Annotated in this window: 14 protein-coding genes; 7 read left to right on the top strand and 7 right to left on the bottom strand. The window is 68.1% G+C overall.

The window, feature by feature from the left end; translation table 11 throughout:
* Positions 1-59 precede the first annotated feature (59 nt).
* Positions 60-737 (bottom strand): glucose-1-phosphate cytidylyltransferase, encoded by a 678-nt coding sequence (rfbF, locus tag SAZ01S_RS00325; protein ID WP_369688849.1) that lies wholly within the window; start codon positions 735-737, stop codon positions 60-62.
* Between the two features lie 71 nt (positions 738-808).
* On the opposite strand from rfbF, the gene SAZ01S_RS00320 reads away from it, so the two are divergent.
* Together SAZ01S_RS00320 and SAZ01S_RS00315 are read left to right on the top strand one after the other, a co-directional pair.
* On the top strand, positions 809-2,416 hold the full coding sequence (locus tag SAZ01S_RS00320; protein ID WP_084578916.1) for an ArnT family glycosyltransferase: 1,608 nt from the start codon (positions 809-811) through the stop codon (positions 2,414-2,416).
* Positions 2,417-2,721: 305 nt separating this feature from the next.
* Positions 2,722-3,900 (top strand): winged helix-turn-helix domain-containing protein, encoded by a 1,179-nt coding sequence (locus tag SAZ01S_RS00315; RefSeq protein WP_084579272.1) that lies wholly within the window; start codon positions 2,722-2,724, stop codon positions 3,898-3,900.
* 144 nt (positions 3,901-4,044) lie between these two features.
* On the opposite strand, the gene SAZ01S_RS00310 is transcribed toward SAZ01S_RS00315, so the two are convergent.
* Entirely contained in the window at positions 4,045-4,941 is an 897-nt protein-coding gene (locus tag SAZ01S_RS00310; protein WP_084578914.1) for a LysR family transcriptional regulator, read from the bottom strand.
* A 91-nt stretch (positions 4,942-5,032) separates the two neighbouring features.
* Here SAZ01S_RS00310 and SAZ01S_RS00305 point away from each other — a divergent pair, with 91 nt between their 5' ends.
* Complete coding sequence (locus tag SAZ01S_RS00305; RefSeq protein WP_084578912.1) at positions 5,033-5,893, top strand: aldo/keto reductase family oxidoreductase; 861 nt, start codon at positions 5,033-5,035, stop codon at positions 5,891-5,893.
* Here SAZ01S_RS00305 and SAZ01S_RS00300 read toward each other — a convergent pair whose 3' ends face one another.
* The gene (locus tag SAZ01S_RS00300; protein WP_084578911.1) at positions 5,894-6,205 is read right to left on the bottom strand and encodes an ArsR/SmtB family transcription factor; all 312 of its coding nucleotides are present in this window, start codon (positions 6,203-6,205) and stop codon (positions 5,894-5,896) included.
* 131 nt (positions 6,206-6,336) lie between these two features.
* On the opposite strand from SAZ01S_RS00300, the gene SAZ01S_RS00295 reads away from it, so the two are divergent.
* Positions 6,337-7,071, top strand: coding sequence for an SDR family oxidoreductase (locus tag SAZ01S_RS00295; protein WP_084578909.1), 735 nt, complete (start codon positions 6,337-6,339; stop codon positions 7,069-7,071).
* 81 nt (positions 7,072-7,152) lie between these two features.
* On the opposite strand, the gene SAZ01S_RS00290 is transcribed toward SAZ01S_RS00295, so the two are convergent.
* Complete coding sequence (locus SAZ01S_RS00290) at positions 7,153-7,884, bottom strand: SDR family oxidoreductase (protein WP_084578907.1); 732 nt, start codon at positions 7,882-7,884, stop codon at positions 7,153-7,155.
* 189 nt (positions 7,885-8,073) lie between these two features.
* Between SAZ01S_RS00290 and SAZ01S_RS00285 the strand changes: the two genes are divergently transcribed.
* Positions 8,074-9,066, top strand: coding sequence for an AraC family transcriptional regulator (locus SAZ01S_RS00285; protein WP_084579270.1), 993 nt, complete (start codon positions 8,074-8,076; stop codon positions 9,064-9,066).
* A 21-nt stretch (positions 9,067-9,087) separates the two neighbouring features.
* Here SAZ01S_RS00285 and SAZ01S_RS00280 read toward each other — a convergent pair whose 3' ends face one another.
* Genes SAZ01S_RS00280 through SAZ01S_RS00270 form a run of 3 tightly spaced genes read right to left on the bottom strand, consistent with a single transcriptional unit; the run spans position 9,088 to position 14,245 of the window.
* The gene (locus SAZ01S_RS00280; RefSeq protein ID WP_084578905.1) at positions 9,088-10,839 is read right to left on the bottom strand and encodes a DUF885 domain-containing protein; all 1,752 of its coding nucleotides are present in this window, start codon (positions 10,837-10,839) and stop codon (positions 9,088-9,090) included.
* Positions 10,836-11,879, bottom strand: coding sequence for an Ldh family oxidoreductase (locus tag SAZ01S_RS00275; protein ID WP_084578903.1), 1,044 nt, complete (start codon positions 11,877-11,879; stop codon positions 10,836-10,838). The genes SAZ01S_RS00280 and SAZ01S_RS00275 overlap by 4 nt, the downstream gene beginning before the upstream one ends.
* A complete protein-coding gene (locus SAZ01S_RS00270; RefSeq protein WP_139809840.1) occupies positions 11,876-14,245 on the bottom strand; it encodes a glycoside hydrolase family 127 protein in 2,370 nt (789 codons plus the stop codon). The genes SAZ01S_RS00275 and SAZ01S_RS00270 overlap by 4 nt, the downstream gene beginning before the upstream one ends.
* 152 nt (positions 14,246-14,397) lie before the next feature.
* Between SAZ01S_RS00270 and SAZ01S_RS00265 the strand changes: the two genes are divergently transcribed.
* Both SAZ01S_RS00265 and SAZ01S_RS00260 read left to right on the top strand, forming a co-directional pair.
* Positions 14,398-16,794 (top strand): S9 family peptidase, encoded by a 2,397-nt coding sequence (locus SAZ01S_RS00265; protein WP_084578901.1) that lies wholly within the window; start codon positions 14,398-14,400, stop codon positions 16,792-16,794.
* A gap of 8 nt (positions 16,795-16,802) precedes the next feature.
* Positions 16,803-19,562, top strand: a complete 2,760-nt coding sequence (locus SAZ01S_RS00260; protein ID WP_084578899.1) for a DUF5695 domain-containing protein — start codon at positions 16,803-16,805, stop codon at positions 19,560-19,562.
* The last annotated feature ends 53 nt before the right edge of the window (positions 19,563-19,615 follow it).

Raw genomic sequence — 19,615 nt, 5'->3', positions numbered from 1 at the left:
GAATCGAGGTGCAGCTTGTCGCGCAGCGTATCCATCGGGTGCCAGAAACCGTCATGCCGCTAACCGACCAGCTCGCCGCGCGCCGCCAGCTGCTCCAGCGGCCCCGATTCCCACACCGTGTCGGGACCGTCGATCAGGTCCAGCACGCTGGGATCGGCGACGAAGAAGCCGCCGTTGATCTGGCCGCCGTCGCCATCCGGCTTCTCGCGAAAGGCCGTGACGCGGTCGCCCTCGAACTGCAGCGAGCCGAAGCGGCCCGGCGGCGTGACCGAGGTGATCGTAGCACGATGGCCGTGCGCCTTGTGGAAGCGCACGAGATCACCGATGTCGATATCGGCGACGCCGTCGCCATAGGTGAAGCAGAACGGCTCGTCGGGATCGAGATAGGGTCGGATCGCAGCGAGCCGGCCGCCGGTCATCGTCGTCGCGCCGGTTTCGACCAGCGTGATGCGCCACGGCTCGCTGCGCGCGTGATGCACCTCGATACCGTTGCTGCCGCGGCGCAGGTCGATCGTCACGTCGGCGGTATGCAGGAAGTAGTTGGCGAAATATTCCTTGATCAGATACCCCTTGTAGCCAAGGCAGACCACGAAATCGTCAAATCCCGCCGACGCATAGATCTTCATGATGTGCCAGAGGATCGGCATTCCGCCGATTTCCACCATCGGCTTGGGACGTATTGCAGTCTCCTCGCCCAGGCGGCTGCCGAGGCCGCCTGCCAGAATCACGGTTCGCATGGGTTCTCCCGCAGATGATTGTTGCAGAGAGGACGGAACCGAGGCCGGCGGTCCGTAACGCAGAACGTGCAATGCTGTTCGCAATCCTGCTGCTCGCGGCGGTGCTGCGGCTCCACCGGCTGAACTTCGGCCTGCCGGCGCTCAACGATCCGGACGAACCGGTCTTCATCATGACCGCGATGGACATGCTGCGCGAGGGGCGCCTCAACCCCGGCTGGTTCGGCCATCCGGCGACGTTGCTCTTCTATCTGCTCGCGCTGATCGTGCTGCTGGTCGGCGGGGTTGGCGCGATGCTGGGCGCGTGGAGCAGTGCCGACGCCTTCGTGTCCGCCGTGTTCAGCGATCCTGCCGTCATCGTCCTCCCAATGCGCGGCCTGAGCGCGCTGCTGGGGATCGCCAGCGTCGCAGTGACCTGGGCGATCGGCCGGCGGATCGGCGGCGCCCGCGTCGGGCTGGCGGCGGCCCTGCTGCTCGCCTGCAATCCGCTGCACGTCGAACTGTCGCAAGTGGTGCGCACCGACATGCTGGCGACGGTGCTGATGGGCTGGTGCACCTATCACGCCCTGGCGGTCGCGCAGGGCGGCGGCACCCGGCAGGCCGTGTTGGCAGGCATTGCGGCAGGACTGGCCTGCGCGACCAAATGGCCGGCGCTGCTGATCGTGGTCGGACCGGTCGCGGCCGGACTGTTCGCCGCCCGCGATTCCCGTGCCGCCGCTCGCGCGCTGGCGGTGGCACCGCTGGTGGCGGTCGCGACGCTGTTGCTGGCATCCCCCTATATCCTGCTCGACTACCCCACGGTGCTGCGCGATCTGGGCGGCGAGGCGCGGCCGATGCATCTCGGCGCAACCGGGCACGGCTTTATCGGCAATCTCCTATGGTATGTGCATGATCCGCTAGCCGGGAGCTTCGGCATCGCCGGGCTGCTGTCCGCCGCGCTCGGCGCCATCGCGCTCGCGCGCGACCGGGCCAACGCGGTCGTGCTCCTGCCGGCGAGCGCCGTCATCCTTGCGGCACTCGCCACCCAGTCGCTGGTGTGGGCGCGCTGGATCGTGCCGCTGCTGCCGGTGGTCGCCATCCTCGCGGCGATCGGGCTTTCCATGATCGCAGACGCCGTCCGCCCTCCAGGGGCGCGGCGGCTGGTTCTGCCCTGCGCGGCGCTGCTGATCGCCGGCTGGATGGCAGGCGCCACCCTGCGCGCCCAGCAGCAACGCGCCGACGACCCGCGCCAGGCAGCGACCCGCTGGGTCTTCGCCCATGTTCCGCCGGGGCGGACGATCCTGTTCGAGCATGCGGCGTTCGACCTGTTGCCCTATCGCGGCCGCCTGTTGTTTCCGCTCGGCAGTGCGGGCTGCGTGGACATTCGTTCGCTGCTGCACAGCGCGCCCAGCCACCGCAAGGTCAACGGCTTGCGCCAGGGACGCGCCATCGTCGATCTCGGCAATATCGATCCCGCGGCACTGCCCGGATGCAGCGCCGACGTGGCGATCCTCGTCAATTACAGCCGCTATCGCGCGGAACCCGTCCGGTTCGCGGCGCAGCTATCGAACTATCATCGGTTGCTCGCCACCCACCGGCTGGTCGCCCGGTTCAGCAACGGCAAGCCGGGCAATGGCGGTACGGCGGAGATTTTTGTACGCGGGACCGTTGCTCCGCCACCCATGTCAGGTCGTGGCAGTTGATAGCCCATTCGCCGGTCGGGGCCGGAAGGTCGCACGCCCCGCCAGGTTCTCCACGGGAGGGGAGGCCCGTACGACAGCGGCAACCCGTTCAAGGATGCAAGATGGTCAAGGGCGCCTGTGGGCACTGGCCAAACGCCACGGGATCAATCCGAACACGATAGCCAAATCGTGCTGCCGCCGATCTCTCGATGAGCGGTAGGCGACGACAGCGCGCGATATGGATAGCCTTGTTGCGCACCATGGCTCGCTTTCGCCCGCACCCATCATGCTTGACCTGACGCGGCCCGAACCCAATGAACAACGCCATGACGACAAGCTTGTCTCTCGCTGATGCTCGTCGAATCGCACTAGTCGCGCAAGGGTTCGGCAAGCGGCACCCCGCGCGGGTGGGAGCGAGCCAGTTGCGCCGAACTGTAGACCGTCTCGGCCTGTTCCAGATCGACAGCGTCAACGTACTGACGCGTGCACACTATCTACCAGCCTTCTCTCGGCTCGGCATGTACGATCGGACATCGCTCGAGCGCGAGGCCTGGGGTCCCAAAGCGGCGCGGCGCCTTTTTGAATATTGGGCGCATGAAGCTTCGCTTCTTCCGATGAGCCTGCATCCCCTGTTGCGGTGGCGCATGGCGAAAGCCGAGCGCGGCGAGACCGGGTACGCCGCGCTCCGCCGCTTCGCAAGCGAGCGCCGCGCCGAAGCCGATGCGGTGCTTGCGCGGATCGCCGCAGATGGGCCACTCGCTGCCGCGGACTTCGAGAACGGTGCGAGCAGGAGCGGCTGGTGGGAATGGAGCCACACCAAGCACGCGCTGGAATATCTCTTCTGGGCGGGGCGGATCACCACGGCAACGCGGCGTGGCAGCTTCACGCGCCTGTACGACCTGACCGAACGGGTCATCCCTGCAGACATCCTGGCACTCCCGACACCCGATGCAACCACCGCGCAACGCATGCTCATCGAACGCAGTGCGCGGGCACTCGGTGTCGCAACGGCCGCAGATCTCCGAGACTATTTCCGATTGAAGCCGGGCGAGGGCGATCCGGCGATTGCGAGCCTGGTCGACGAGGGAGTCCTTGAACCGGTAAAGGTTTCGGGTTGGAGCCAGAAGGCTTGGCTGCATCGTGAAGCAGCGAACCCGCGGCCGATCCGCGGTGCCGCGCTGCTCGCGCCTTTTGACCCGCTCGTGTGGGAGCGCAGTCGCACCGAGCGGCTGTTCGGCTTTCGCTATCGTATCGAGATCTACGTCCCGCAGCCGCTACGCACCCATGGCTACTATGTGCTGCCCTTCCTGCTCGATGAGGCGCTTGTCGCCCGCGTGGACCTCAAGGCCGACCGCCAGGCCGGCCTGTTGCGCGCACACAGGGTCACGCTCGAGCGGAATGCGCCACCCGATACGTGCGAGCGCCTGCTCCTTGAACTGGAACGGATGGCGACGTGGCTCGACCTTGACGGCGTGCTGGTCGGCGATACCGTCATGGCCGACTAGGCTGGCACACCTGCCAAGTGCCAGCACTGCAAGGACAGGACGCTTCGCGTTTTCCGATAATCCGCTCCTCGCGGTTCGCGCCGGGGGCGGCTCGCTTGCATGCGCTTCTGATCACCGCCTTTGGGCGCAGTCCGGCCGGTGCAGCTAGCCGCGCACGAAGTCGAGGAACGCGCGTAGCGGCGGCGGCACGAGGCGACGGCCGGAATAATACAGAAAGGGTCCGGAAAAGGATTGCCACCACTCCGGCAGCACGGGCTCGAGCGAGCCGCTCTCCAGTGCGGGACGCAGCCAATCCTCGAACAGATGGAGGATGCCGCCGCCTGCGACCGCCACGTCGACCAGCAGATCCACCGCGCCGGCAACACTGGCGATCAGCGGGCCCTGCGGCTCGATCCGGACGAGCTCGGCGTCACGCTCGAACTCCCAAGGGCTGGTCAACGCCCCGCTGGTGAAGCGCGCGCACAGGCAGGCATGGCCGAGCAGGTCGCGCGGATGGGTGGGCCGCCCGCGTGCGTCTAGATAGGACGGCGCCGCCGCCGTGGCGAAACGCTGCACGCGCGGGCCGATCGGCACCGCGATCATGTCCTGTTCCAGCCGCTCGTCATAGCGAATGCCGGCGTCGCACCCCGATGCCACCAGGTCGACAAAGCCGTCCTCGGCGACGATCTCGACGCGGATATCGGGATAGGCGGCAAGGAAGCCCGGCAGGATGGGCGGCAACACTAGCCGTGCCGCGCTCACCGGCACGTTGAGCCGCAGCGTGCCAGCCGGGCGATCGCGGAACAGGTTGACGACGTCGAGCGCGGCCTCGACCTCACCCAGCGCCGGGGCCAGCCGCTCGATCAGCCGGGTTCCCGCTTCGGTTGGCGTCACGCTCCGCGTGCTGCGATGGAGCAGCCGGACGCCCAGCCGCGTCTCCAGTCGCCGTACCGCCTCGCTCAGCGTCGATGCGCTCGACCCTATGGCGCGTGCCGCATCGCGGAAGCCACGCGCCTGCGCCACCGCGAGGAATGCGTTAAGGTCGGCAAGATCGGCCTTCATCGTTCGGATTTCCGTACAGCCCGTGCGGATCCCTCCAACTTATCGCGCCTGTCGGCAAGCCGTATCTCCAGCGGAGCAAAGGAGAATTCGGATGATCGACCAAGCAGGCACCTACGCCTTCGCCGGACGCAAGGTGAAGCGGCTCGGCTACGGTGCGATGCAGCTCGCCGGGCCCGGCGTGTTCGGACCGCCGCGAGACCACGACCAGGCCCTGGCCGTGCTTCGGGCAGCGGTGGCGGCAGGGGTGAACCACCTCGACACCAGCGACTTCTACGGCCCGCACGTCACCAATCGGCTGATCCGAGAAGCGCTGTCCCCCTACCCGCAGGACCTGCTGATCGTCACCAAGATCGGCGCACGGCGGGGGGATGATGCATCCTGGCTCCCCGCCTTCGCGCCCGACGAACTGGCCCGCGCAGTGGACGACAATCTCGCCAACCTCGGGCTGGAGGCGCTGGACGTCGTCAATCTCCGCCTGATGTTCGACGTCCATGGCCCGACGGAGGGATCGCTCGCCGCCCCGCTCAAGGCGGTGGCGGACCTGCAGCGGCAAGGGCTGGTGCGCCATATCGGGCTCAGCAACGTGACGCGCACGCAATTCGAGGAAGCTCGGGAGATCGCCGAGATCGTCTGCGTCCAGAACCAGTACAATCTTGCCCACCGCGACGACGACGCCTTTATCGACGCACTGGCGGCGGAAGGGGTCGCCTATGTGCCCTTTTTCCCGCTCGGCGGCTTCAGTCCGCTGCAATCGGCAACCCTGTCCGAGGTTGCGGCACAGCTCGACGCGACGCCGATGCAGGTGGCACTCGCCTGGTTGCTCCAGCGATCGCCCAACATCCTGCTCATCCCGGGCACCGCGTCGGTGGCGCATCTCCACGAAAACCTGGCAGCGGCATCGCTGACGCTATCCCAGGACGCTGTGACCCGGCTCGACGCGATCGGCAGGTGATCAGGCAGGGCGATTGGCGAGCACCGCATCGAGCAGGCCCGGGAAGCGGCGATCGAACTCCGATCGCCGCAGGGTATTGATCATCTCGCGGCCCGCCTGCGTCGTCTCGATCAGGCCCGCCGCGCGGAGCAGCTTGAGATGATTGGACAGCGTGCTCTTGGGGATCGCTTCGCACGGCGCCGCATCCGAGCAGCGCAACCGTTCGGCCGCCGCCAGCCGCGCGACCATCTCCAGCCGATTGGGATCGGCCAGCGCGTGCAGCGCCAGGTCGAGCGGAACGTCTTCCAGCCGTGGGTGGGTGAAGCGGGCCATGCGCTCGATATAAGGCGTCGCAATGAATTTAATAGTTCGGGAATATTGAACTGTTGAACGGACGCGCCATATCCCTCTCCGCCGACAGCGCACGACGCCGTGATCGCGGGCCATAATTTCGGAGAATCCACATGTCACTTCAGGGCAAGAAGGCGCTCGTCACCGGCGGATCGCGCGGTATCGGTGCCGCAATCGCCAAGCGACTGGCGGCCGATGGCGCCGCGGTTGCGATTACCTATGCCGGCAACAAGGCGGCGGCGGACGCCACCGTGGCAGCGATCGAAAGCGCGGGCGGCACCGCCTTTGCCTTCCAGGCCAATGCCGGCGATCCGGAATCCCAGCGCGCCGGCGTCGAAGCGGCGGCGGCCGCGTTGGGCGGGATCGATATCCTCGTCCACAATGCGGGCGTGGCCGAATTCTCCACGGTCGCCGAAGACACCGACGACACCTATGATCGCCAGTTCGGCGTCAATGTGAAGGGCCTGCATGTCGGCACGCGCGCGGCACTGCCGCACCTGCGCGACGGCGGGCGGATCATCCTGATCGGCAGCATCTCGGGCGAGATGGCCTTCCCGGCAACCACGGTCTACAGCGCGACCAAGGCAGCGGTGGCGGCGCTGGCACGCGGCTGGGCGAAGGACCTCGCGCTCCGCAACATCCTGGTCAACACCATCCAGCCGGGGCCGATCGATACCGACATGAACCCGGCCGACAGCGAATTCGCGGGGCAGGTGCTGGGCGCCATCCCGCTGGGACGCTATGGCAAGGTCGAGGAGATCGCCGGCGCGGTCGCGTTCCTTGCCGGACCGGATGCCAGCTACATCACCGGCACGACGCTCAACATCGATGGCGGCGCAACGGCGTAAGACGCAGGATCGGCCCCTCCCTCTCGCGGGAGGGGCCGTTGATGCGAAAAGGAGCGGGGCACGAACGCGCGTCCCTCCGCGTCAGATCGTCGAGCGCACCGGCCGGACGATCAGCGTGTTGACGTCCACATCCGCCGGCTGCTCCACCGCATAGGCGATGGCGCGGGCGATCGCGTCCGGCGTGAGCGCGATCGCACGGAAATCGACCATCGCCTGGGCTGCAACCGGATCGGTGATCGTGTGGGCCAGTTCCGATTCCACCACACCCGGCGCGATGATGGTGACGCGAATGTCGTCATGCTCCATGCGCAGCGCCTCGGAGATGGCACGCACCGCATATTTGGTCGCGCTGTAGACGCCGCAGGTCGGCCACACGGCATAGCCGCCGATCGAGGAAAGGTTGACGAACTGGCCGCCGCCCTGCCCCTTGAAGCGCGGGAGCGCAGCGGCGATGCCGTGCAGGACGCCGCGGATGTTGACGTCGATCATCCGGTCCCACTCGCCCACCTTCAGGCTGTCGAAGCGCGAGAGCGGCATCAGGCCCGCATTGTTGACCAGCACATCGATCCGGCCATAGTCGGCCTCCGTCGCGGCGATGAACGCCTCGAAATCAGCGCGGTCGGTGACGTCGAGCGACCGGAAAGCGATCGTGCCACCCGCCGCGTTCAGTTCCTCGGCCAGCGCGGCGAGCCGATCGGTGCGGCGCGCGCCCAGCATCAGCTTCGCGCCGCGCGCCGCCAGCAACCGCGCCGTGCCTTCGCCGATGCCGCTGCTGGCGCCCGTGATCGCGATGACCTTGTTCTCGATACCCATGATAGTCGCTCCGGTTCAGACGGACCGAACCCTCGATCCGACGTCCCCTGAATGCCGCGATAGGGTCGGCGGGCGGTAGAACGGTCGTGCGGAATGATTGCACGATATTCCAGATCAGCAGGTGCGGGCTGGATCGGTAGCCACCAGCCCTCTAGGTTGCCGATCTGAACCAAGGGGAGAAAGGCGATGATGGCGCATCGGGAACTGGCGGGGCAGATTGCCCGATATGCCGAGCGCGACGGCATCCTTGACACGTCCATCCCGCGCCTTGCGCTGGTCCGCTCGGGCCAGAGCGGCGAGCCGGTGCATATGGTCCAGCGCCCGGCGCTGTGCATCATCGCGCAGGGGGGCAAGCGCGTGCTGCTCGGCAACGCCGTGATCGATTATGGCCCTGCCAGCTATCTCGTCGCTTCGCTCGACCTGCCGATCACCGGCGCCGTGACGCAGGCCAGCGCGGATGCGCCCTATCTCTGCTTCTGCCTCTATCTCGACCCCGCCCTGCTCTCGGAGATCGCGCTGACCCTGCCGCCCCCATCGGCGGCCGCGGCGGATGGCGCCGCAATGACGCTACACCCGATGACGCCGGAACTGATCGACGCGGCAACCCGGCTGACGGCGCTGCTCGGCGATCCGGCGAACGCGCCGCTGCTCGCGCCGCTGATCGAGCGGGAATTGCTGGTGCGGCTGATGACCGGGCCGGGCGGCGGCATGCTGCGCGCGATCGCCAGCAGCGAAAGCCGCATCGGCCAGATCGCCCAGGCCATTGCCTGGCTCAAGGCCCATTTCCGCGAGCCGTTCAGCGGGCCGCAGCTTGCAGCCCTTGCCGGCATGAGCCTGTCGAGCTTCCACGACCATTTCCGCCGCACCACCGCGATGACCCCGCTGCAATATCAGAAGCAGCTGCGGTTGCAGGAAGCCCGGGCGCTGATGCTGGCCGACCGGCTTGACGCGGCAGAAGCGGGCTTCCGCGTCGGCTATGACAGCCCATCGCAGTTCAGCCGCGAATATCGCCGCCTGTTCGGCGCTCCACCCCTCCGCGACATCGGGCGGTTGCGGTCGCCCCGGGCAGTGTCTGAAGACGCCCACGCATGGCAGGTCGTCTCGGCGACGCACGTCCTCGCCGATCTCACGCTCGCGCCCGGCGAGGGGGTGCACGACCATCTGGCGACGGCCCGCCGCTGATTGCCGCCGAGAGGCAGCGGATCATTCCTCGTCGGGATAGGGTCCCTTGCCGCCCTCGCGGATGAACTGGTCGGTGCGGCTGTCGATCACGGTCAGCGGCACCGACCCCAGTTGCAGCATCGCATCGTGCCAGGCACGGATGTTGAACTTCGGCCCCAGCGCCTTCTCGGCGCGCGCCCGGGCTTCCACAAATGCCAGCTCGCCCATGTAGTAGCTCAGCGCCTGTCCCGGCCAGGCGATGTAGCGATCGACCTCGGTCTCGATCTCGTGGTCGCTGAGCGCGGTGTTGTCGCGCAGGAACGCCTGCGCCTGTTCGCGGGTCCAGCCCATCGCGTGAATGCCGGTATCGACCACCAGCCGCGCCGCGCGCCACATCTGGTAGCTCAGCATGCCGAACTGGTCGTAGGGCGTCTCGTACATCCCCATCTCGACGCCGAGCTTCTCCGAATAGAGCGCCCAGCCCTCGCCATAGGCGGAGAGATAGGTGTCGCGGCGGAACGGCGGCAGATCCTTGTTCTCGTTCGCCAGCGGCATCTGGAAGGCGTGGCCCGGTGCGCTCTCGTGGAGAGTCAGTGCGGTCAGCTGGTAGAAGGGCCGCGACTTCAGATCGTAGGTGTTGACCAGATAGATCCCCGGCCCGCCGCGCCCGCCGGTATAAAAGGGCGCAAGATCGTCGGGCACCGGCACGATCGCGAAGCGGCGGCGCGGCAGATGGCCGAAATATTGCCCGGCCTTGCCGTCGAACTGCTTGGCCGCCCAGGCGGCGTGGTAGAGCAGTTCCTGCGGGGTCTTGGCGTAGAATTGCGGATCGGTGCGCAGGAAGTTGAGGAAAGCGGGCAGGTCGCCGTCGAACTTGGCCTGCGCCTTCACCGTCAGCATCTCGGCGCGGATCTTGGCCACCTCGCGCAGACCGACGGCATGGACCTGCTCGGCGGTCATGTCGCGCGTCACATATTCGCGGATCTTCGACTGATAATAGGCCTTGCCGTCGGGCAGTTCGGTCGCCGCCAGCGCCGTGCGCGCGCCGGGGATATACTCCTTGCGCAGGAACGCGAGCAGCGTCTGGTGCGCCGGGATCACCGCCTCGCGGATCGCCGCCGCGCCCTCGCGCCGCAGTTCGGCCTGCACCGCGGCGGGGATCGCGCCCGGGAATTTCTGGAACGGGGTGTAGTAGAGATTCTGCTCGACCGGTGCCTCGACGACCTGCGCCACGCCCATGTCGCGGCCGGTCAGCGTCACCTTGGGGGGCGTGAAGCCGCGGGCAAGCCCGGCGCGCATGTTGGCGATGTTCTGGTCGAAATAGCGCGGCATGCTGCGCAGCGTCTTGATGTACGCGCGGTACTGGTCCTCGCGGACAAAGGCATCGCGCGCCGCGCCGGCGATGTCGCTCCAGAAGCTGGTGTCGGAGGTGAGCGGCTTTTCATAGTCGCGGAAGCGCTGTTCCGCGAGCAGCGCGTCGATCTGGCCCTTGTAGACCAGATAGTCGACCCGCCCCTTCGGCGTCAGTTTCGCCGGGTCGATCGCCGCGAGCTGGCGCGACACCGCCATCCAGCGCGCGAGCCGAGCGGCCTGCGCCGCGGGCCCGACATTGGGCAGCCCCCCCTGCGTCGCCCGATTGTCCTCGCCGGGGCCCTGCTGGGTCGTGCGCCACTTGTACTCGACGTCGATGATCGCCTTGAGCTTCGCGTCGGCACTCACCGAACGGGCCGGCTTGGGCGCCGGCGCGGCGGCGGTGGCGAGCAGGGCGGCAGAGAGGAGAAGGATCGGTTTCATGCGGTAAGGTTCGCTTCCAGCGCCAGGATATCGGCATAGAGCTTGTCGGGGATGCGCACGCCCTCGGCAAGGCTGCGGGCGCGCGCGGCGTAGCGGCGCGACGAGGGCAGCCTTGCCCCCTGCGCCTCGATGGCATCGAACATCGCCTCGGCGCGGGCGCGATGGTCGGCAACGGCGTCGCCCAGGAAGCCGGCGGGGTCGATCGCGACGATCAGTTCGCCGCCCAGCGGCGAGGCGCCGGCGCCGCCATCGGCCGCGATCGATTCCGCGCTGGTCAGGTCGCCGATCAGCGGCCCGGCGATCAGCTCGACCATCGTCGCGAGCGCCGATCCCTTGTGCCCGCCAAAGGTGCGCATTGCGCCGTCCAGGATCGCGACCGGGTCGGTGGTCGGGCGGCCCTCGGCATCGATGCCCCAGTCCGCGGGCACCGGCTTGCCGGCGCGGCGGTGCAGCTCGATCTCGCCGCGCGCAACCATGCTGGTGGCGAAATCGAAGACGAAGGGCGGCTGCGGCGCGGGTCGCGGCCAGCCAAAGGCGATCGGATTGGTGCCGAACACCGGCCGGGTGCCGCCGGCGGGCGCGACCCAGGCATGGCTGGGGGTGAAGGCCAGCGCCACCAGTCCCTCGCCCGCCAGCGCTTCCACTTCCGGCCAGAGCGCCGCGAAGTGGACGACATTGTTCAGCGCCAGCGCCGCGATGCCGAAGGCGCGCGCCTTGGCGATCAGCGCAGGCTTGCCCCGCTCGAAGGCCAGCTGGGCGAAGCCGCCGCCGCCGTCCACCTTGGCCAGCGCCCTGGCCGGCTCGGCGAGCACCGGCACGGCATCGCGCACCACCCTGCCTTTGGCGATGGTGTTCGCCGCGACGAGCAGCCGATAGATGCCGTGCGAGGCGCAGCCGTCCCGCTCGCCCGCCACCATCGTCGCGGCGACCGCTTCGGCATGGTCCTCGGCCAGGCCGGCGGCGCGCAGGACCCGCCGCGCCAGCGCACCGACCCCGTCGAGCGTCAGTGCGACGCCCTGTTCCCCGGCAGCGGCGCTCACGGCTTGGCGGTGAACAGCACCACGCCGAACACCGGCCCGGCGGTGTTGCGGTCGTGCGGCACAAAGCGGACGCGCACGCTCTTCTTGCCCCTGGTCAGCGCCTCGGGCAGCGGATAGGTGACGTCGTAGAACCTGCCCGGGTTTTCGCGGTCGTTGAGGTGCTGGGTGGCGATCTTCACGCCGTCGACCAGGATGTCGAAATCGCGGTCGCGCTCGCCGCCCCAATAGGTTGCCTGGAGCAGCAACGGGCCGTCCTTCACCTTCATCGTGAAGTCGAAATAGCCGCCCGAGCGTGCATCGCGTCCCTGCCGCCCGCGATAGGAGACGGGGTAGGAAATCTCCGAGCGCAGGTCATGGTCGCGCTCGGGCTGCATCTCGCCGAGATGCATCACGTCCACCGAACGCGCCGCCACGTCCTTCAGCCGGGCCTGCTCGGCGAGGAAGGCGGCTTCCTCGGTCTTCCACTGGCTCTCGGTGAAGCGCTTGAAATAGACGGCGCTGCGCCGCGCATATTGCCGGTAGAAGGGCACGAAGCGCAGGTCGCCGGGCCGCACCACGCCCCTGGTCTCGTACACCGCCGGCACCGCCGTGGGGGCGAAGGCGGCGAGCAGGTCCTGCCCGACCAGTGCGGGATCGGTGCCGTTCCAGGGCTGGGGGGCGTTGGAGCCCATGTCGCCGGCGAGCACCATCGGGCCGCGCAGCACCGCAACGACGCTGTCGTCGCCCGGTGTCGCCTCCAGCCGCAGCGCCATCGGCAGGGTGATCGCCAGCGCGTCGCCGGCCTTCCAGCTGCGCGTGACGATCGCATAGCCGCGCTCGAAGGTCGCGCCCGCCGGTTTGCCGTTCACCGTCACGATCGCCTTGCCGCTCGCCCAGCCCGGCACGCGCAGTGCCAGCGGGAAACGGCCTGGCCGGGCGAGCCGCGCCAGCGTCAGCGTCGCCGTGCCTTCGAACGGGTAGGCGGTGTCGAGCACGAGTTTCGCCCCGCGCGCCTTCCAGTCGATCTCGGCCGGGATGTAGAGATTGACGAGGAACGCGCCCTCGCCTTCCCAGAACGCCGCCTCGCCATGCTTGGCGTGGCTTTCCATCCCCGATCCGACGCAGCACCAGAAGGCATCGTCGTCGGCGGTCGAGAAGCCGCGCTCGGCGCCGCTCATCAGCGGGGTCATGTAGGTGAAGCCGCCATTCTTCGGGTTTTGCTGCGCCATCACATGGTTGAGGTGGGCGCGCTCATAATAGTCGAACAGCGCGCCGTCCGGCTGCCAGGCGAACAGATGGCTGGTCAGCTTGAGCATGTTGTAGGTGTTGCAGTGCTCGCACGTCTGGTCGGTGATGTGCTGGGCGATGCTGTCCGGGGCGGCGAAATATTCGCGATCCGCATTGCCGCCGATCACGAAGCTGTGGTGCTGCGTCACCCGCTCCCAGAAGAAGCGCGCAGCGGTGGCATCGCCGGCATCGCCGGTCAGCTCGTGGATCCGCGCGAGCCCGATCAGCTTGGGCACCTGGGTGTTGGCGTGGAAGTTGGCGAGCTTGTCCTCGCGTGCCTTGAGCGGGTCGAGCACCCGGTTGTCGTACAGCCGCTTGGCGACCACCATCCAGCGCGCGTCGCGCGTGCGGGCATAGAGCTCGGCATAGCTTTCGTTCAGCCCGCCATATTCGCAGCCGAGCATCTGCTGCATCTGCGCGTCGTCGAGCGCGGCGAACACCTTCTCGAAATAGCCGGCAAGGCCCAGCGTGACCTGCAGCGCCTGCGGGTTGCCCCAGCCCGCATGGACGTCGAGCAGCCCGGCGAACAGCTTGTGGACGGTATAGAGCGGCGACCAGGAGCCGTTGAGATCGAACCCGCCCGACTTGATCTCGCCGCGCATGATCTCGGGGAAGATCGCCTCGCCGTCGACAATCGTGCCGTTCGGCCCCTTGCGCCCCAGCCCGCCGACATAGCCGGTGCCGCGTTTCGCCTGCGCTTCGGCCAGTTCGGCGACGATGTAATCGGCCCGTCGCCGCATCTCGCCATCCCCGGTCTGCTGCCAGGTGAGCACAAGCGCCGAGAGATAATGGCCGAGCGTGTGGCCGGCGATCGTGTCGCTCTCCCACCCGCCATAGAGCGCGCCCTTGGGCTCAAGCCCGGCATATTTGCGGAAATTGTGAAGCAGCCGATCGGGCTCGAGCCGAAGCAGATAGCGATGGTTTACCGCCACCGCCGTGGCATAATCGGACGGTCGCAGCCGGATCGCGGTCAAGGGCAGCGGTGTGGGCTTGCCCGGCAACGCACCATCGGCGGCCGCACGCGCCACCGCCGGTGCCGCGCCGGCTGCCAGCAGCACCGTGCCGGTGCCTGCCAAGATTTCCCGTCGCGTGCGGCGCATGTCTCGTCCCCCTGATATCGTATACGATCTACGAAGGTCGGTCCGTAGGGTCAAGCACCCATTCCACAACGCCAGGCCATTATATACCGTATAATATTGTTGACGCCCCGGTAGTCCCATGGTCTATCCCGGCGGTACGAAGGGGATCGCACATGCCTGTATTGCACCGGATCGGCACCACCAGCCTGTGCGCGCGTGGCGCGTCGGCAAGCCGGCTCGGCATCGCCGTTGCGTCGCTGGCGCTGCTGTCGCCGCTCGCCATCGCGCAAGCCGCAACACCGGTCACCGCGACGGCGCCGATCGAGGCGCGCTATGCGCTGGCCGATCGCTATCTCGGGGACGGGCTCTCCAAGCTGATCGTCGATCGCAGCCTGCGCGCTGCCTATACCACCGATGGCGCAGGCATCGTCTATCGCCACGGTCGCGAGGGCGAGCGGTCCATCGCCTATTTCGAGCTCGCCACCGGCCGGTCGCGCGACCTCGCGCCCGAGGCAGCGATTGCCGCCGCACTCGCCAAGGCGACCGGCCAGACACTCAAGCCCGCGGCGCTGCCGATCGAGGACGCGCAGGTCTCGGGCACCACGCTGCAGTTCGGCGCGTTCGGCAAGCGCTGGATCTGGGCCGCGGACGGTACCCTCACCCCCGCCCCCAAGGGCGGTCAGGACGGCGAGGATGCGCTCTCGCCCGACGGCCGCTTCCGCATCGTCGCGCGCGACTTCAACCTCTTCGCCGTCGAGGTCGCGAGCGGCCGCGAGGTGGCGCTGACCGAGGACGGCACGCGCGACCAGCCCTATGGCCGCGGCATCCCCCAGCTGGCGGACATCCTCGCCCAAGGTACCGAAGACCCCAAGATGCCGGTGTCGATCCGCTGGTCGCCGGACAGCAAGCGGATCCTCACCTGGCGGCTCGATACCCGCGACGTGATCCGGCTCGGCATCGTCCAGGCAACGCCGCCCGGCAGCATCTATCCGCGCACCTTCCGCTACATCTACCCGCTTGCCGGCGCCGAGAAGCTGCCCCAGGCGACGCGCTACGTGGTCGATGTCGAGGAGGCGCTCCGCCGCCGCAAGGCGCGGCCGGTGAAGCTCGACATCCCGAGCGAGTCGATCCTCTACCCCGCCGACCCCGACATGAACTGGGTGAGCGGCAAGGTGCGCGCGCAATGGACCGAGCGCGGCTACAAGCAGGTCGCCGTCTACCAGGCCGATCCGGAAACCGGCGCGGCGGCGGTGGTGGCGCGCGAAGCGCTCACGCCCAACGTGTCGGTCGTCTCCAGCTTCCTGCGCCCCGCGCCCGAGCTGGGCGGGGAGCTTTCGGTGTCCGAACGCAGCGGCTGGGCACAGCTCTATCTGGTCCGTCCCGACGATCCGCAAGGCGGCATCCCGCTCACCCGCGGCGACTGGGAAGTGATCGCCGTCAATCACGTCGATGCGGCAGCGGGCGCGATCCTGGTCACCGGCGTCGGCCGCGAGAAGGACCGCAACCCCTATTACAGCGCGCTCTACCGGGTCAGCCTGCGCGGCGAACAGCCGGTGCTGCTCACGCCCGAGCCGGTCAACCACGAGGTGGTGACGGCCCCCGACGGCAAGACCTTCATCGACGCGATGTCGACGCCCGCACTGCCGACACGCACCGTCGTGCGCAGCGCGGTGGACGGCCGCATCCTCGCCGAAATCGGCCGTGCCGATCCCTCCGCCCTGCTCGCCAGCGGATACCGTCTGCCCGAACCGTTCCAGGGCGTCGCCGCCGACGGCAAGACGCCGATCTACGGCATGATCTACCGTCCGGTCGCGTTCGATCCGAACCGCAGCTACCCGGTGATCGACAATGTCTATACCGGCCCCACCACCACCCAGGTGCCGGTCAGCTGGAACGGCACGGTGTTCGCACCCGGCTCCAGCGTCGCCCAGCTTGGCGCGATCGTGGTGACGATCGACGGACGCGGCACCTCGCGCCGGGGACGCGCCTTTCGCATGCACGCCTATCAGAATCTCGGCGAAGTCGGGCTCGACGATCATATCGCGCTGATCCGCCAGATGGCCGATCGCTACCCGCAGTTCGACCTATCGCGCGTCGGCGTGTTCGGCGGCTCGGCGGGCGGCTATGATACCGCGCGCTTCGTGATCCGCCGGCCGGGCTTCTTCAAGGTCGGCGTCGCCTCGTCGGGCAACCACGACCTGCGGCTCGACAAGGCCTGGTGGCCCGAGGTGACGATGGGCGCCGCCACCCCCAATGACTGGGCGCGCAACTCGAACATGGTCGCCGCACCCAATCTCGGCGCCAAGCTGCTGCTGATCCACGGCGACATCGACGACAATGTGCCGATCACCGAAAGCTTCCAGCTCGCCACCGCGCTGATCTGGGCCGGCCGCGACGTCGACATGGTGGTGCTGCCCAACACCACCCACGCGGTCTACCAGCCCTTCTTCTGGCGCAAGTTCCGCGACTATTTCGTCCGCAACCTGCTTGGCGAGGCACCGCCCGCCGACGTCACGTTCGACACGCCCGCCTGGCGCGAAGAACTGCCCGTGCTGCGTCCCGAACAATGAGGTCCCCGATGCGAGCCCACCGCCTGATCCTTGCCGCCGCCGCGTTCACCGGGGTGAGCAGCCTGCCCTTCGCCGCCCCGCTCCTCGCCCAGGAAAAGCAGGCCGCGAAGCCGGTCTATCCGCCGATCCGCACCACGCCGGCGCGCGTCGGCGCCTTCCTGCTCGAACTGCGCAGCGACACCGGCACGCTCGCGCGCCTGTCCCCCGCCGCCGAACCCGGCTTCGATTTCGTGCCCGGCGGCCGCGAGGCGGAACGGCAGGGGGACGGCTACAACCATATCGGCGACCTCAATCTGCGCCTGCGCACGCCCGGCGGCGCGTGGCGCGATTTCGCCTCGGCGCGTGCGCGCAAGCCGATCGCCGCACTGCCGCTGACCCCCGGCGTGATCGCCGCAGCGGACATCACCGCAAGCATGGGCGATGGCGTGCCGCTCCGCGTCGAGCGCCGCTGGGTGGCGGCAGGCGGCGTGCCGGTGCTGCGCTTCCGGTTGGTCAACACCTCGAACGCGCCGGTCGAGATCGGCGGCCTCGGCATGCCGATGGTGTTCGACAACATCATCCAGGACCGCAACCTGGAGACCGCCCACGCCCAGGCCAGCTTCGTCGATCCCTATATCGGCCGCGACGCGGGCTATCTCCAGGTCACCCGGCTGAACGGCAAGGGCCCGGCGCTGCTGGTGCTGCCCGACGGCAAATCGCCGCTGGAGAATTACGCGCCGCTCAAGAATCCGCGCGAGCCGGGCGCGATCTTCACCGAGAAAAGCCCGCGCAGCCAGGTTTCCGAAGGCTTTTACGACTGGACGGTCGCCTCCAAGGGCTTCGTCGAGCAGGAATGGCACCAGGCGGGCGAGCAGTGGAACGCGCCGACCAGCTTCACCCTCGCCCCCGGGCAGGCGCGCGAGGTCGGCGTGCGGCTGGTGCAGGCGCCGTCGATCCGCGGCATCCAGTCGGAACTGATCGCAAACGGCCGCCCGGCCGCGCTCGGCGTGCCCGGCTATGTCGTGCCCAACGACCTCGAGGCAGCGCTTTTTCTTCACTATGCCCAGCCCGTCGCCAAGGTGGACGTGTCGCCCGCGGGGGCGCTGACCGTCACGGCGGCAGGCGTGGTGAATGGCTGGCGGCGCTATGCGGTGAAGGGCACCGGCTGGGGCCGCGCCCGCGTGACGATCACCTATGCCGACGGCACCGTGCAGACCGTCCAGTATTTCGTCACCAAGCCGCTTGAGAGGGCGATGGCGGATCTCGGCCGCTTCGCCACGACCAAACAGTGGTTCGACGATCCCAAGGACCCGTTCGGCCGCGCGCCCGCGATCCTCAGCTACGATCGCGAGGCGGGCAAGCTGCTCACCCAGGAACCGCGCGTGTGGATCGCGGGGATGAGCGACGAAGGCGGCGCCGGCGGCTGGATCGCGGCGATCATGAAGCAGCTCGACAACCCCGATCCGGCCGAGATCGAGAAGCTCGAAACGCTCGTCGACAAGACCATCTTCGGCAAGCTCCAGCTGGCCGAGGGCGCGCATATCGGCGCGGTCAAGAAGAGCCTGTTCTACTATGATCCGGCCGCCTTCCCCAACTATTACGACCCTGCCGCCAATTGGAAGAGCTGGACCAGCTGGTCGAAGAAGGATGCGGGCGATCTCGGCCGCTCGTTCAACTATCCGCACGTCGCGCTCGGCTATTGGACGCTTTATCGGCTGGCGCGCAACCATCCGGGGCTCGTCACGCACCATGACTGGCGCTGGTATCTCGACCATGCCCGGCTGACGATCGTCGCGATGATGCGCGACGCGCCCTATTACACCCAGTTCGGCCAGATGGAGGGGAATGTCTTCGTCGACATCCTCGACGATCTGAAGCGCGAGGGGATCACCGACGGCGCGGCCCAGATCGAGGCGCTGATGAAGAGCCGCGCCGATCACTGGAAGGGGCTCGCCTATCCGTTCGGCAGCGAGATGGCGTGGGATTCGACCGGCCAGCCCGAAGTCTATGCCTGGATGCGCTATTTCGGCCATGCCAGACAGGCGGCAGAAACGGTGGAGGTGATCCTCGGCTATGACCCGCTGATCCCGCACTGGGGCTATAACGGCAATGCCCGGCGCTATTGGGACTTCCTCTATGGCGGCAAATATCCGCGGATCGAGCGCCAGATCCACCATTATGGCTCGACCAACAACGCCTTGCCGCTGTTCGAGGCGTTCCGCGCCGACCCCAGCGACCTGCACCTGCTGCGCGTCGCCTATGGCGGGCTGATGGGCGGCATCACCAATATCGATCGCGACGGCTTCGGCTCGGCGGCGTTCCACAGCTGGCCGGACCGGATGGCCTGGGATCCGTACACCGGCGACTATGGCTCGGGCTATTTCGCCCATGCCTATGCTGCGGCGACCTATCTGGTGAAGGACCCGGTGTTCGGCTGGCTCGGCTATGGCGGCAATGTCCGCGTCGCAACCGATGCGGTGACGATTCAGCCCAAGGACGGCGCACGCAGCCGGCTGTTCGTCGCACCGGCGGGGCTATGGATCACGCTGGACGCCGGCAAGATCGCCAGCGCCCGCTACGTGCCGGCAACGGGCGCGGTAACGCTCACCCTCGACCCGCGCACCGCGATGACCCCGCGCGCGCTGGTGCGGCTGGAAAAGACCACCGCGGGGCGCGGCTACACGGTGGAGGGCGGCACCGCCGAACGGGGCGGCACCGCGCTGCCGCTGGAGTCCGCGCCGCTGGTGGTGCGCCTGGTGCCGTCTGCGCGGTCGCGTGTCAGCCGGTGATGGCACAGGCGCCTGCACCCACCCAAGGAATCAAGGGAGGGTCGATCTTCGAT

The organism is Sphingomonas azotifigens NBRC 15497 (genome assembly GCF_002091475.1).
GTDB classification, from domain to species: domain Bacteria; phylum Pseudomonadota; class Alphaproteobacteria; order Sphingomonadales; family Sphingomonadaceae; genus Sphingomonas; species Sphingomonas azotifigens.
The sequence above is the reverse complement of the archived record's forward strand: the minus strand, read 5'-3'. Positions and strand labels throughout refer to the sequence as shown.